This window comes from Niveispirillum fermenti (assembly GCF_048066175.1).
Classification (GTDB): domain Bacteria; phylum Pseudomonadota; class Alphaproteobacteria; order Azospirillales; family Azospirillaceae; genus Niveispirillum; species Niveispirillum fermenti.
In genome coordinates this window covers 17,157-30,372 of sequence record NZ_JBLTXA010000043.1, presented here as the reverse complement: position 1 = coordinate 30,372, position 13,216 = coordinate 17,157, and the positions used below count along the sequence as shown (strand labels likewise).

Below are 13,216 nucleotides of genomic sequence, written 5' to 3'. Positions count from 1 at the left end.
GTTACCTGCGGGGTCTATGGCAGGTTGGCCCAGAAACGACGAAAGCCGCTGATCTCTTGCGAGTTCAGCGGCTTGAGCATTGGATGCGGGGGCAGGATTTGCTCTCCATTTGCGACCCACAATTAGGGAGTGCCGAATGCTGAAACTGCTGGCTGCCGAAAACCGCAACGGGCTATTTCGTGTTGCAGCGTAGCTTGTCCGAGACAGCAAACCCAACGCGGGGTCATAGTACCCGGACAGGTGCAACAAATGTCGCGGGGGGTAGCGGCGAATACCGCCTGTGCGGCGTCCAAAGCGCCTTCCCGTTCAGCCACAGCCAACCGGACTAGCGTATCAAGAGGCGAATCTCTGTCCAGCAAAAGCTGATGGCTGACACAATGGCGACATCAGATGCTTCCGTCCTCGGAGACATCCTGACCCGGATCCGCGTCAATCCCAGCCATGAGGCGAAGGCAGCGCAGGAAGATCTCGCGATCGACCGGGGACAGCGGGGCGATGATCTGGCGCTGGGCCTCCTCTACCCTGGGCAGACGCTCGGCCAGGAGGACGCAGCCCCCCTCGGTAATCTTCATCACCCACGCGCGGTTGTCCTGCGGGTCGCGCTCGCGCTCCACCCAGCCGCGTGACACCATGCGCCCGATCATCTCCTTCATCGTGCTCTTATCGATGCCCGTTGCCTCCACCAGGTCGCTCTGGGAGGCACCCTGCTGTTTGGCCAGAGCCACCAGCAGGGCAATTTGCTGGCGCGTAACATCGTCGCCCACGACGCGCACAAAAATCTCGTACGAGCGCTGGTGATTGCGCCGCAACAGATGGCCGGGTGCCTCCAGGAGCGAAAACATCTGCAATCTTCTCCTGAACTCGATCTTGTCCACGTGCTCCTCGTCCGTCCCTGGAGACATGCGCCCGTACCTTACCGGGGCCGGACCGGGAAATCCAACAAGGCGATCATCCGACCCGGAATTCCACCCTGCCCAGCCGGCTGACCACCAGCCGGACATGGTTGCCAACGGACAGGTGCTCCGCCGCCGTCGCCCCGCCGGCCATCACGATGTCGCCGGCCCCCAGCGATTCCCCCGCGTCATGGGCCAGCCGGGCGGCCGCCACCAGCGAGCGCAGCGGGTTGCCCAGGATGGCGGCGGAAGACCCGATCTGCCGGGGCTGACCGTCGATCTCCATGATCATGCCCAGGTTCGACAGGTCGATGGCGGGATCGGCCCAGGGACCGATGACGAAGCCCGACGAGGAACTGTTGTCGGCGATGACGTCGGTCAGGGAGAACTTGAAATTCTCATACCGGCTGTCGATGATCTCAAGCGCCGCCGCCACGCCGCCCACCGCCGCCAGGGCGCCGGCCGGCGTCACGGTGCGCGGCAGGGGCGCCTTCAGCAGGAACGCAATCTCCGGTTCTACCCTCGGGTGGACATAGGCGGAGAAGCGGACGGCCCCGCCATCCTCCACCAGCATGGCGTCGGTCAGCCGGCCCCAGATCATCGCGTCGACACCCATCTGGGCCATCTTGGCGCGGCTGGTGAAGCCCATCTTGATGCCCACGCGGCGCTCGCCGCGGGCATAGCGGCGCGCCATGGACGCTTCCTGCACGCGATAGGCATCCGCCACCGACAGCGTATCGCCCAGTTGCGGCGTGGCGGTGGCGTTGAACATGGCGGCATCCAGCCGCGCGGCGATTTCCATCAGGTCGGACAAGGTCGAACCCCTTTTTGTTCCCGGATTATTCCCAGGTCCCGGTGATCGGAACCGATCACCGGCCTCAATCGCCGGCGCCACCATCCGGTGGCTTGGCTACGCTCCACGAGGCGCGCGGCGGCAGTCGCCGCCGAACCAGGTCCCGATGAGTACCACTCATCAGGACTTGGTATTTTCGGCGAAGGAAACACGGACGGGATCGAACCCCTCGATCCGCGCCTCCACGAAGTCGCCCGGCTCCACCGCCACCATGGGCCCCAGGGCGCCAGCCAGCACCACATCCCCTTCGTTGAGGGGACGGCCCAGGGCCGCCATGCGCCGCGCCAGCCAGGCCAGCGCGTGCAGCGGGTTGCCGAGGCAGGCGGCACCGGCCCCGAAGGAGACCTGATCGCCATTCCTCTCCAGCACCATGCCGCACAGCCGCAGGTCGACCGCCGCCAGCGGCACGGGCCGGGTGCCCAGCACGAACAGGCCGGAAGACGCGTTGTCGGCCACGGTGTCGACGATGCCGATGTCCCAGCTGGCGATGCGGCTGTCCACGATCTCGATCGCCGGCAGCACATGGGCCACGCAGCCGATCAGTTCCGCAGCCGTCAGCCGGGCGGTGTCCACCGGCCGGTCCAGCACGAAGGCGATCTCCGCCTCCACCTTGGGCTGGATCAGCTGGCCTGCCGGTACGACGGCACCATCCTCCACCTCCATGTCGGCGAACAGATGGCCGAAATCCGGCTGGTCCACGCCCAGCTGCCGCTGCACGCTGCGCGCGGTCAGGCCGATCTTGGCCCCCACCACGCGGCGGCCCTGCCGTTCCCACCAGGCGGTGTTGGCCGCCTGGATCGCATAGGCGTCGTCGATGGTGGCGTCGGGAAAGGCCCGGCGCAGCGCCGGCATGGGCGCCCCCGTCTCGTGGCAGCGCCGCAGGGCGGCCGCCTGTTCGTCGCGCGCGACATCGCTCATCGCGCGGTTCAGTTCTGCAATTGCCATTCGGAATCTCCGGCGCACAGGAAGTGCCACATGCGTTCGAACAGGCCGCCGGTCCCCACGGCGCGCTGCGCCGCCTCGTCGGCCGTATAGGGGATGGGCTCCGCCCCGCCGGCGGCAGCCGGCAGCAGCGCGATCTCCAGGCGGGCGGCATCCTCCAGGAAGAAGGCCAGGCAGGCCGCCTCCATCAGCGAGGCGCCGGCGGTGACGGCGCCATTGCCCCGCAGCACGATGGCCCGCCCCGGTCCCAGCATCCCGGCCACGGCCCCGGCGCTGTCATCGTCGCGGACCAGAGCGGTGCCGGGCCACAGGGGCGGACACGGCGAGAAATAGGCGCCCAGCCCGTGCAGGACGCGCGGCGTCCGGCCCAAGGCCGACAGCGCCATCAGGGCCGGCGACTGGAACCGGCAGATGCCGCCGACATCGGGCCGTCGCCGGTAGATGGCACGGTGCATGCGCACCTCCGGCAGCGCGCGGGACGGCAGCGGACCGTCCAGCGGCACCGCCACGCCGGGATCGCCCACCGCCACGCTGCCCAGCGGCTGCGGCGGCGACACCAGGAAATGGCCACCATCGACACGGGCGCTGACATGGCCATAGGCATGGGCCAGCCCGTGCCGCCCCAGCGCCCGCGCGGCCAGCCGCACGGCCAGGGCGTTGTCAGGCGGCATGGGGTGCCGCCTTCTCCCCCGCCTTCACCACCGCGCTGAACTCGCTGATGTCGGGGACGGAGCCCCAGCTGCAGAAGCTGGCCTTGGCCTTGGGGAATTGCCGGGGGACATAGGTCTTCTCGTCCTCCGCCGTGATCAGGCGCACGCCGGTGGAATATTCATAGACCATGCCGTCCGGCCCGTAGAAATACAGGAACCGCGCGCCCGAGGTGGGGTGCCGGCCGGGGCCGAAGGCGATGCGAACATTGTTGTCCCGCAGGAAGTACCAGGAGCGCATGATGTCGTCATGGCTCTCAGTCTGGAAATTGATGTGCTGGACGCCGGCATAGGTGGACGGGAACAGGGCAATCTTATGATGGACCTCGTCGATGCGTAGCAAGGCCGCATCCCCGATCCAGTCGCTGACCTTGGCGCTCATCAGCCTGGTGTAGAATGCCTCGTCCTGGCGCGGGTCGGACGTGCGCAGGCCGACATGGCTGAAATCCGTGATACCGGCATCGCGGGTGGGAAAATAGCGCCGGCCGCTGGCCGCCGGGCGGGCTACCAGGTCGATATTGTTGCCGGTCGGGTCCTGGATGGTGATCAGGCCGCCGACGCGGCGCTGCTCGCGCTCCTCCGACGTACCGTGGCGAACCGTGACGCCAGCCTGCTCGAACATCACGGCGGCGGTTTCCAGCGCCTCCATGCTCTTGACCTCGAACCCCAGCACATGGCCGGAATTCACCCCCTTCGTATAGACAAGGTTGTGGTCGCGGTTGTCCCCGCGCAGATAGGCGCAGGTGGCGTCCCGGTCCACCAGTTCCAGGCCCAGGATGCGCGTGGCGAACTCGACGCTCTCGTCCAGGTCCGACACGCCGATGCGGACATAGCTTATGTCGTGAAGGTCGGCACCCATCTCAAGCCTCCCCGTCCGGGCCGGCACCGGCGCCGGTCTTGGGGCGCTGGAACTTGCGGCTCATATGGCCGGCCCCTTCCTGGTCGCCCATCTCGAAGCCCCAGGAATAGCCACCCTTGGGGTTGGACAGGATCTCCCAGGCATTGTCGTCCAGGTCCCAGAAATAGAAGCAGTAGGTGCCATGCTGGACCACGGGCTTGGTGATCTTGTGCAGGCCCCATTTCTCAGCATTGGCCTTCACCAGTTCCCAGGACCGGTCCACGTCCGCGTCCGTGGGCACGTCCAGGCCATTATGGTTCAGGAACGGCATCTCGCCCTCGGCCTTGCGCGGCCCCTGGACGACTACGATGATCTGGTCCCCGCCCAGGCGCGCCCAGAAGGAGACGTTGGCCATCTGCACCGTCTCGAAGCCTAAGAATTCCTCGAAGAACTGGCGGGTGCGCTTGATGTCCTTGCATTCCAGCGTCGCGTGCGAATAGAAGCGGGTGTTCAGGACCGGTTCCACCTTTTCGCGGCTGGCCTCGGCTATTTCCGTCATTCTCATGTCCTCCCTCGGTTGCGGCCTTATGCCATGTCCCGGCGATCGCAACCGATCCCCGGGCCTCAATCGCCGGTGCCCACATCCGTGGGCTTTGGATACGCGGCCTGTGCCGAGCGGCGGCAGTCGCCGCCGAACCTGATCCCGGTAAATTCCACTCACCGGGATCAGGTATTACAGCCGGATGCAGATATTGGTCGGCTCCGAATAGAAGTTGACGGAATGCACGCCCCCTTCCCGGCCCACGCCCGACAGTTTGGCGCCGCCGAAGGCCGTCCTCAAGTCGCGCAGGAACCAGCTGTTGACCCAGCAGATGCCCACTTCCATGGCGGCCGCCACGCGGTGGCCGCGCGACAGGTTCGTGGTCCAGATGGACGCCGCCAGCCCGTATTCGGTATCGTTGGCCATGCGCACCGCCTCCTCCTCGCTGTCGAAGGGGATGATGGCGGCGCAGGGGCCGAACAACTCCTCCCGGCAGACGCGGGCGTCATGGGCCAGGCCGGTCCACAAGGTGGGCTCCACGAAGAAGCCGCCCGCCGCCTCTCCCGACAGGGCCGGGATGCCGCCGCCGGTCACCACCTGCGCCCCATCCTCCACGGCCATGCGGTAATAGCCTAGCACCTTCTGGCGATGCTCATCGGAGATGAGCGGCCCGAAATCGACACCCGCCTCCTCCGGCAGGCCGGGCTTCAGCGCCTCGGCCCGGGCCTTCATGCCACGCACGAAGGCATCGAACACCGGCCGCTCCACATAAATCCGCTCCGGCGCCAGGCAGATCTGGCCCGTGTTCAGGAAGACCGCCCGCGACAGGCCGGCCACGGCCGCGTCCAGGTCGGCGTCGGCGAAGACGACGGCCGGGTTCTTGCCCCCCAGTTCGAAGGACAGCGCCTTCACCGTGGGGGCCGCCGCGCGCATGATGGCGGCACCGGTGCGCGTCTCCCCCGTAAAGGTGATGGCGCGCACGCCGGGATGGCTGGTCAGGAACTCCCCGGCGCTGTCGGGGCCGAAGCCGTGGATGACGTTGAACACGCCATCGGGCATACCGACCGCGCTCATCACCTCGCCCAGCAGGGTGGTGGTGGACGGCGTCTCCTCCGACGGCTTCACCACCACGGCATTGCCGCAGGCCAGGGCCGGCGCCACCTTCCAGGTCATCAGCAGCAGCGGCAGGTTCCAGGGGGAGATCACACCCACCACACCCAGCGGCCGGCGTACCGCATAGTTTAGCGCCCTGCCCCCGTCCGGGGTGTCCATCTCGAAGCTTTCGGCGGGCAGGTTGGCGATGACATCGGCGAAGACGCGGAAATTGGCAGCACCCCGGGGAATATCCAGGTGATGGGCCAGGCCGTGCGGCTTGCCTGTGTCGGCGATTTCGGCCGCCAGGAAATCGTCGAACCGCTTCTCGATCCCCTCGGCCACGGCGACCAGCATGGAACGCCGCCGCGCCAGCGTCATCCGCCCCCATTCCCCCTCCACCGCCCGGCGCGCGGCGGCCACGGCGGCATCGACGATGGGGCGGTTCGCCTCATAGGCAATTGCATGCACTTTACCGGTCGCGGGATCGACCACATCGAAGGGTCGGCCGCCATCCACGAAGCGGCCGCCGACATAGTTCCGCAAATGCCGGGTCTCACTGGAAAAGGCCATCGAAACATCTTTCCTATGACAGGGCCTATTGGGATGTATACGTCCCATTACGGCGTGACGCAAGCTGAAAGTGTACGCACTTATGAAGGGCGTGATGGGATGGAGGTAATGGGGGCGACTGCCCCTCCCCTTCATCCCGGCGAAGGGCCGGCGGGAGGCCATGGGCACCAGATTTCAGCTTCTCCAACCGTCACCCCGGCGAAGGCCCACACGCGCTAAGTTAAGTGATTGAGCAGACCAATTCCGCTCTTACTACCGTCACCCCGGCGAAGGCCGGGGCCCAGCATAAGGCGCGATCAGCGCCGATATGGGTCATGTTGCGGCTGACGCCGCTCTACGCCTGGACCCCGGCCTTCGCCGGGGTGACGGTGGAGAAAGCCGGGAAGAAGGTGCCCATGCCCCACAGCGGGGTGAAAGGCGCAAGCAGGGAAGCGGGTGCGGCCATGGACGGCACCCGTGGGACGCACAGCCCACCGTCAGGCGCGCGTCAACGCCGCCCGTCGGCCACCGCGACGCCGCGCGCGCCGGCGATGGCGAAATGCAGGCTGTCGCGCAGGCGGGCCGTGTCATATTCCGGCGCCAGCGCCGCCAGCAGTTCCAGCGCCGTGCGCGCCAAGTGTCGCGCCGCCAGCTCGCCGGCCAGCGCCGCATCGCCCTTGGCGATGGCATCGAACAGGCTGCGATGTTCAGCCTCCCCGCGCTGCCACCAGCCGGGCAGATGCGCCCCCTTGTTGGCGGACTGGTAGCGGGCCGACCGCAATTCCAGCCCGGCCAGATCCTCCGTCATGGAGGAACCGGATTCCGACACGATCAGCTGGTGCAGACGGCGGTGCAGCGTGCGCCAGCATTCGAAATCGCGGTGACTCTCCTCGCTCTCCAGCCCGCGGATCGTCTCCTCCAGCCGGACCATCAGCGGCGGCGTCATGCGCCGGGTGGTGATGGCCACGCCCAACGCCTCCAGCAGGACACGCTTCATATAGAGCGCTTCGATATCCTTGGGGTCGAAGCCGACCACCCGACTGCGGTGGTTGGGTTCCCCCACCAGCAGCCCGCCCTCCTGAAGCATGCGCATCGCCTCGCGCACGGGCGTGCGGCTGACATCGAAGACCCGCGCCACCTCCACCTGGGACAGGATGGTACCGGGCTTCACGTCGCCGGACAGAATCGATTCCCGCAAACTTTCATACACTTCCACCGCCGTGCGGCGTTTGTCGGCCTTGTCAATGGGCTGAAAGATGGCGGGTTCGAGTGTCATGATCGGAACGTAACCGGCGGCTCCGCCGACGTCAAGGGCTGGCATCGCCTGCCGTCCGCTCTCCTGGCAGCTACAGAAAAGGACGTATAAGTCTTATTGACAAGAACTCGTCGCGCATCAATAGTGTGTCCACTTTTACCGATCCCCGCGCCCATCGGGCGCCCCGCCCCCCCCAATCCAAGCGGAGCCCTTATGACCAAGGTCCTCGTCCTCTATTATTCCACCTATGGCCACACGGAGACGATGGCCGCCGCCGTCGCGGAAGGGTGCCGCGCGGCCGGCGCCGTCGCCGACCTGCGGCGCGTGGCCGAGACGGTGCCGGACGACATCGCCCGCGGCGCCGGCTTCAAGCTGGAGCAGACGGCGGTCGTCGCCGACATCAACGAGTTGCCGGACTATGACGCCATCATCGTGGGTGCCCCCACCCGCTTCGGCCGCATGCCGGCGCAGATGGCGCAGTTCTGGGACCAGACCGGGGGGCTGTGGATGAAGGGCGCCCTGATCGGCAAGATCGGCGCCGCCTTCACGTCCACCGCCACCCAGCATGGCGGGCAGGAGACGACCCTGTTCTCCATGCTGACCACGCTGCTGCATCACGGCATGCTGATCTCCGGCCTGCCCTATTCCTTCACGGGCCAGATGGGCCTGGAGGCGGTGAAGGGCGGTTCGCCCTATGGCGCCTCCACCATCGCCGACGGCGATGGCAGCCGCCAGCCGGGTGCCGCGGACCTGGATGGCGCCCGCTTCCTGGGGCAGCATGTGGCGACACTTGCCGGCCGCCTGGGCAAATAACACGAAGGGGAGGAAACGAATGGCCGTTTTGAATGTCAGGACGCGCGACGGACAGATTCACCAGGTCGAGGCTGAGGCCGGCGTCAGCATCATGGAGAGCATCCGCGCGTCCGGGATCGACGAGTTGCTGGCGCTGTGCGGCGGCTGCCTGTCCTGCGCCACCTGCCACGTCTTCGTGGACGAGGAATTCGCCGCCCTGCTGCCGGGTCCCGGCGAGGAGGAAAGCGACCTGCTGGAAAGCGCCGACAACCGCAAGGCCAATTCCCGCCTGGCCTGCCAGGTGATGTTCGGCGACGGCATGGACGGCCTGACCGTCACAATCGCGCCGGACAGCTGAGGAGGTGCCGCCATGCCGCTGATCAATGTGCAGATCATCTCCGGGCGCACCGACCGGCAGAAGCGCGACCTGATGCGGGGCCTGGCCCAGGCGGCCATGGACGCGCTGGATGTGCCGGAGAAATCCGTGCGCGTCATCCTGACCGAGGTGCCCGCCACGCATTGGGGCATCGGCCTGACGACCAAGGCCGACTAAGCAGGTTCCTCCAGGCCGGGCCATGTGTGGCCCGGCCTGGAGGAACCTGCCGCTCCCATGGTTTGCAGATTTTCCGAGCCCGCCCATCTGTGGGCGGCGTTCGGAAAATCTGCTTAGCAGGCCCCGGCCTGAACCAGACAATCCATCCAAGGAGGAAGCCCATGTTCACCCTGTCCCATGCCATCGCCGTCAACCCCGAAGGGGCCGAGATCATCCTGACGCAGGAGGAGGTCTGGCGCGGCCTGGAAATGAAGGCCGAGAACGCCCTGCCCTTCGTGCCCGGCATGGCCAAGTGCGAGGTGCTGGAGCGCGGCGAGGGCTGGCTGCTGCGCGAGGTCATCTTCAAGGGACACCAGGTGCAGGAGAAGATCCTGTTCCGCGCGCCGACCCAGGTGCATTTCGAGCGCATGGACGGCGGCGGCTTCATCGAGAACACCATCAGCACGTCGGACAACGGCCTGCTGCTGACCTTCACCTTCGGCCTGGTCTTCCCCGGCTGCCCCGAGGGCTCGCAGGCGGAGCGCGACCATGGCGAGAGCATGAAGGGCGACTATATCGGCGCCGTCGCCGCCACCCTGGCCAAGGTCCGCGCCATGAAGCTGGCCGGCACGCTGTAAGGGGGCGGACCATGACCAACGGGACGTACACCGCGTCGGCACCCGCCGGCGCGGAAGATTGGGTGTCGGCCTTCTTCCGCACGGCGGACGCCTGCGATGCCGACGCACTGGCCGCCTCCTTCGCCGAGCGTATCGACATGCGCTTCGCCAACAATCCCCCCGCCACCACGCGGGAGGAGGCACGCGACGGGCTGCGCGCCTTCCTGACCCACCTGACCGGGATGCGGCACGAGGCGCATGCGCGCTTCACCGATGGTGAGGGGGTCGTGCAACTGGCCACCGTCACCTACATCCTGCCCGGCGGGCGCGAGGTGCCGCTGCCAGTGGCCAGCCATCTGCACCGCAACGAGGCGGCCTTGATCGACCGGCTGTGGATCTATATCGACCTCGCCCCCCTGTTCGCGCACCCGTGAAAACCCAGGGGAATGACATGACGGCCAACAGCATCCGCGGCATCGACCATATCGGCCTGACCGTGCCGGACATCGCCAGCGCCGAACGCTTCCTGATCGACGGGCTGGGGGCGCAGTTCATCTATGAAACGCTGAACCGGACCATGCCGCCCTTCGAGGGGCCGGCCGTGGAACACATGATGCAGGGGCCGCCGGGCCTGCGCATCGCCGTGATCCGCATGTACAGGATGGCCAACGGTCCCGGCATCGAGCTGTTCCAGTACGACCAGGTGGCCGCGCCGCGCCCGGCCCTGCGCGGCTGCGACACGGGCTGGCAGCATGTCGCCCTTTATGTGGACGACATGCAGGCCGCCATCGACCGGGCCGTGGCCGCCGGCGCGGAACTGCTGAACCAGCCCTGGGACCTGATCGCGAACGAAAGCGGGCCCGGCAACCGCTTCTGCTTCCTGAAGGCCCCGTTCGGTGCCCTGATCGAACTGATCACCTTCCCGTCGCCACAACCCTATGAGGGGACGACGGAACTGCGGCGCTGGAAACCGCCCCTGGAGAAAGCATCATGAGCGCCCTGCGTCCCTTCCAGATCCGGATCGCCGATGCAGAACTGGACGATCTGCGCGACCGGCTGCGCCGCACGCGCTGGCCCGGACCGGAAACGGTGACCGACGACAGCCAGGGGCCGAAGCTGGCCGCCCTGCAGGCCCTGCACCTGCACTGGCTGACCCGTTATGACTGGCGCCGGTGCGAGGCCCGTCTGAACGAACTGGAACAGTTCCGGACGGAGATCGACGGCGTCGACATCCATTTCATCCATGTTCGCTCGCCGGACGCGGATGCCACGCCGCTGCTGCTGGCCCATGGCTGGCCGGGATCGGTGCTGGAATTCCTGGACTGCATCGGTCCCCTGACGGACCCTGCCGCCCATGGCGCCGAGGGCGCGCCGGCCTTCCATCTGGTCATCCCGTCCATGCCGGGCTTCGGCTTTTCCGGAAAGCCGGCGGGCACCGGCTGGCATATCGGGCGCATCGCGGCCGCCTACGCCACGCTGATGGCCCGGCTGGGCTATGAGGGCTGGGTCTGCCAGGGCGGCGACCTGGGCAGCGCCGTGGCGGAGGCCATCGGCCACATGCGCCCGCCCGGCTGCCTGGGCATCCACCTGAACATGTCCTTCTTCCAGCCCACGCCGGCCGAGATCGCGGCGGCCGACGCGCAGGAACGGACCTGGTTGGCCCGGGCGCAGCGCTTCTTCGCCGAGCAGTCTGGCTATTTCGAGCATCAGAGCACACGGCCGCAGACCATCGGCTATATGCTGGCCGACAGCCCCGTGGGCCTGGCTGCCCTGATGTACGAGAAGTTCAGCGAGACCAGCGACCATGAGGGCGATGTCACCAAGGTCCTGTCCATGGACCGGATGCTGGACGGGATCATGCTGTACTGGCTGACCAATTCCGGTGTTTCGGCTGCCCGCCTCTATTGGGAACTGCGCCGCGCCATGCCGCCGGCTCCGCCTCCGCCTGTCGAACTGCCTGCGGCCTATAGCGGCTTCGCCGGGGAGACGATCCTGGCTTCCCGCCGCTGGCTGGAGGCACGGTTCACGCGCCTGGCCTATTACGCGACCGTGGCACGCGGCGGGCATTTCGCGGCCTGGGAACAGCCGGGCCTGTTCGTGGCGGAACTGCGCGCCATGCTGCCGCATCTGCGGGCGGCGGCCGGTCGCTAGTACCGTTGGCCCGTGCCCCGCGGCGGACGTTGCCGCCGAACCGGAACCCGATGAGTTCTCCTTATCGGGATACACAATTCCCCATTCCGATCCGGGAGTCCCGCATGGCGGTGCCGAATCTCCTGGACAGTCAAAAACACATGTGGATACACTTTAACAAGTTTCGTCGGGAGGAAAAGCATGGTTGAGAATTGGCGACCCACCGAGGCGTTCGAGGCGCTGGCCGACGGGCGGGACTGGGACGGCAGCCGCGTCTATGCGGACCTGCTGTCGCGCGCGCCCGTGGCCCTGATGGAGGGCAAGGGCGGCGGCAACAACATGTGGGGCATCTTCAGCGCCGCCGAGATCGAGCGGGCGGCCACCGACCATGCCACCTTCAGCAATGTTACCGTGCCGGAGGGCGCGCCGCGCATCCTGCCGCTGATGGTCGATCCGCCGGAACACACGGGCTATCGCCGCGTCATCAACAAGTTCTTCATGCCCGGCCCCATCAAGGCGATGGAAGAGAAGATGCGCCCCGTGGCCGTCGGCCTGATCGACGGGATGATCGCCAGGGGCACGGCCGATTTCTCCCAGGAATACGCCTACCAGATTTCCATGCGCACCCTGTGCAGCTTCCTGCGCGTGAAGGAGGACTGGTCGATCTATAATGACTGGTCGCGCGAGATGGAGGAGGCCACGGGGGCCGGCACCGTGGGGGCCGGCAAGGACCTGCCGCAGGAACTGGTCATGCGGGTCTTCCCCTATATCCAGGGCCTGATCGCCGAACGCCGCGCCAACCCGTCCGACGACGTGATCAGCGGTTTCGTGACGGAGGAGGTGAACGGCCAGAAGCTGGATGACTTCACCATCACCCAGCTGGTCATGGCCATCATCCTGGCCGGCAAGTCGACGGCGGCCAGCGGCATGGGCAACATCGTCCTGCGTCTGGCCCGCGAGCCGGAGATCCAGCAGTTCCTGCGCGAGAATCCCGACCGCATCCCCGACGCGGTGGAGGAAGGGCTGCGCCTGGAATCCCCGCAGCAGGAAATGCCGCGCAAGGCCACCCGCGATGTCGAGGTGGCGGGCGTGACCATCCGCAAGGGGGATTCCGTCTTCCTGAACTATGGGTCGGCCAACTTGGATCCGACCCGCTGGGAGGACCCCGGCAAGTTCATCCTGGACCGCCCGCGCCGCCAGCATTTCGCCTTCGGACGCGGCATGCATACCTGCTTCGGCGCACCATTGGGCCGCATGCAAATGAAGATGACGCTGGAAGAACTGCTGAAGCGCACGAAATCCTTCGAACTGGCCGGCCCGATCCAGCGCCATACCTGGCCGCGCCTGTCGGTGGAGCGGCTGCCCCTGCGCTTCGTCCCCGCCGGCTGAACCATTTGAACCCATGCATGGCGCCTGTCCGACCGTCCCGGCAACGGGGCGGAAGGATGCGTGCGCCCCGAACGAACGAAGTG

Annotated in this window: 16 protein-coding genes; 8 read left to right on the top strand and 8 right to left on the bottom strand. The window is 67.0% G+C overall.

The window, feature by feature from the left end; all coding sequences use genetic code 11:
- Nucleotides 1–386 precede the first annotated feature (386 nt).
- The 8 genes from ACM9LZ_RS23215 to ACM9LZ_RS23180 all read right to left on the bottom strand — a co-directional run bounded on the left by ACM9LZ_RS23215 (nucleotide 387) and on the right by ACM9LZ_RS23180 (nucleotide 7,694).
- A complete protein-coding gene (locus ACM9LZ_RS23215; RefSeq protein ID WP_416621901.1) occupies nucleotides 387–875 on the bottom strand; it encodes a MarR family winged helix-turn-helix transcriptional regulator in 489 nt (162 codons plus the stop codon).
- 73 nt (nucleotides 876–948) lie between these two features.
- Nucleotides 949–1,707: a 2-keto-4-pentenoate hydratase gene (locus tag ACM9LZ_RS23210; protein ID WP_416621900.1), complete on the bottom strand. Its 759-nt coding sequence runs from the start codon at nucleotides 1,705–1,707 to the stop codon at nucleotides 949–951.
- 159 nt (nucleotides 1,708–1,866) lie between these two features.
- The gene (locus tag ACM9LZ_RS23205) at nucleotides 1,867–2,691 is read right to left on the bottom strand and encodes a 2-keto-4-pentenoate hydratase (protein ID WP_416621899.1); all 825 of its coding nucleotides are present in this window, start codon (nucleotides 2,689–2,691) and stop codon (nucleotides 1,867–1,869) included.
- Nucleotides 2,673–3,359 (bottom strand): class II aldolase/adducin family protein, encoded by a 687-nt coding sequence (locus ACM9LZ_RS23200; RefSeq protein ID WP_292905334.1) that lies wholly within the window; start codon nucleotides 3,357–3,359, stop codon nucleotides 2,673–2,675. The genes ACM9LZ_RS23205 and ACM9LZ_RS23200 overlap by 19 nt, the downstream gene beginning before the upstream one ends.
- Nucleotides 3,349–4,254, bottom strand: a complete 906-nt coding sequence (locus tag ACM9LZ_RS23195) for a VOC family protein (RefSeq protein WP_416621898.1) — start codon at nucleotides 4,252–4,254, stop codon at nucleotides 3,349–3,351. Before ACM9LZ_RS23195 ends, ACM9LZ_RS23200 begins: the two co-directional genes overlap by 11 nt.
- A gap of 1 nt (nucleotide 4,255) precedes the next feature.
- Complete coding sequence (locus tag ACM9LZ_RS23190) at nucleotides 4,256–4,792, bottom strand: VOC family protein (RefSeq protein ID WP_416621897.1); 537 nt, start codon at nucleotides 4,790–4,792, stop codon at nucleotides 4,256–4,258.
- 174 nt (nucleotides 4,793–4,966) lie between these two features.
- On the bottom strand, nucleotides 4,967–6,439 hold the full coding sequence (locus tag ACM9LZ_RS23185) for a 2-hydroxymuconic semialdehyde dehydrogenase (protein ID WP_416621896.1): 1,473 nt from the start codon (nucleotides 6,437–6,439) through the stop codon (nucleotides 4,967–4,969).
- A 487-nt stretch (nucleotides 6,440–6,926) separates the two neighbouring features.
- Entirely contained in the window at nucleotides 6,927–7,694 is a 768-nt protein-coding gene (locus ACM9LZ_RS23180) for a GntR family transcriptional regulator (protein ID WP_416621895.1), read from the bottom strand.
- Nucleotides 7,695–7,886: 192 nt separating this feature from the next.
- On the opposite strand from ACM9LZ_RS23180, the gene wrbA reads away from it, so the two are divergent.
- From wrbA to ACM9LZ_RS23140, 8 genes are all read left to right on the top strand, one after another.
- Nucleotides 7,887–8,486: an NAD(P)H:quinone oxidoreductase gene (wrbA, locus tag ACM9LZ_RS23175; RefSeq protein WP_416621894.1), complete on the top strand. Its 600-nt coding sequence runs from the start codon at nucleotides 7,887–7,889 to the stop codon at nucleotides 8,484–8,486.
- Nucleotides 8,487–8,505: 19 nt separating this feature from the next.
- Nucleotides 8,506–8,823: a 2Fe-2S iron-sulfur cluster-binding protein gene (locus ACM9LZ_RS23170; protein WP_292905342.1), complete on the top strand. Its 318-nt coding sequence runs from the start codon at nucleotides 8,506–8,508 to the stop codon at nucleotides 8,821–8,823.
- A gap of 12 nt (nucleotides 8,824–8,835) precedes the next feature.
- The gene (locus ACM9LZ_RS23165; RefSeq protein ID WP_416621893.1) at nucleotides 8,836–9,018 is read left to right on the top strand and encodes a tautomerase family protein; all 183 of its coding nucleotides are present in this window, start codon (nucleotides 8,836–8,838) and stop codon (nucleotides 9,016–9,018) included.
- Between the two features lie 161 nt (nucleotides 9,019–9,179).
- On the top strand, nucleotides 9,180–9,635 hold the full coding sequence (locus ACM9LZ_RS23160) for an SRPBCC family protein (protein ID WP_416621892.1): 456 nt from the start codon (nucleotides 9,180–9,182) through the stop codon (nucleotides 9,633–9,635).
- An 11-nt stretch (nucleotides 9,636–9,646) separates the two neighbouring features.
- The gene (locus ACM9LZ_RS23155; RefSeq protein ID WP_416621891.1) at nucleotides 9,647–10,048 is read left to right on the top strand and encodes a nuclear transport factor 2 family protein; all 402 of its coding nucleotides are present in this window, start codon (nucleotides 9,647–9,649) and stop codon (nucleotides 10,046–10,048) included.
- A 17-nt stretch (nucleotides 10,049–10,065) separates the two neighbouring features.
- Complete coding sequence (locus tag ACM9LZ_RS23150; RefSeq protein ID WP_416621890.1) at nucleotides 10,066–10,608, top strand: VOC family protein; 543 nt, start codon at nucleotides 10,066–10,068, stop codon at nucleotides 10,606–10,608.
- On the top strand, nucleotides 10,605–11,765 hold the full coding sequence (locus ACM9LZ_RS23145) for an epoxide hydrolase family protein (RefSeq protein WP_416621889.1): 1,161 nt from the start codon (nucleotides 10,605–10,607) through the stop codon (nucleotides 11,763–11,765). The genes ACM9LZ_RS23150 and ACM9LZ_RS23145 overlap by 4 nt, the downstream gene beginning before the upstream one ends.
- Nucleotides 11,766–11,945: 180 nt before the next feature.
- Entirely contained in the window at nucleotides 11,946–13,133 is a 1,188-nt protein-coding gene (locus tag ACM9LZ_RS23140) for a cytochrome P450 (protein WP_416621888.1), read from the top strand.
- Nucleotides 13,134–13,216 lie beyond the last annotated feature (83 nt).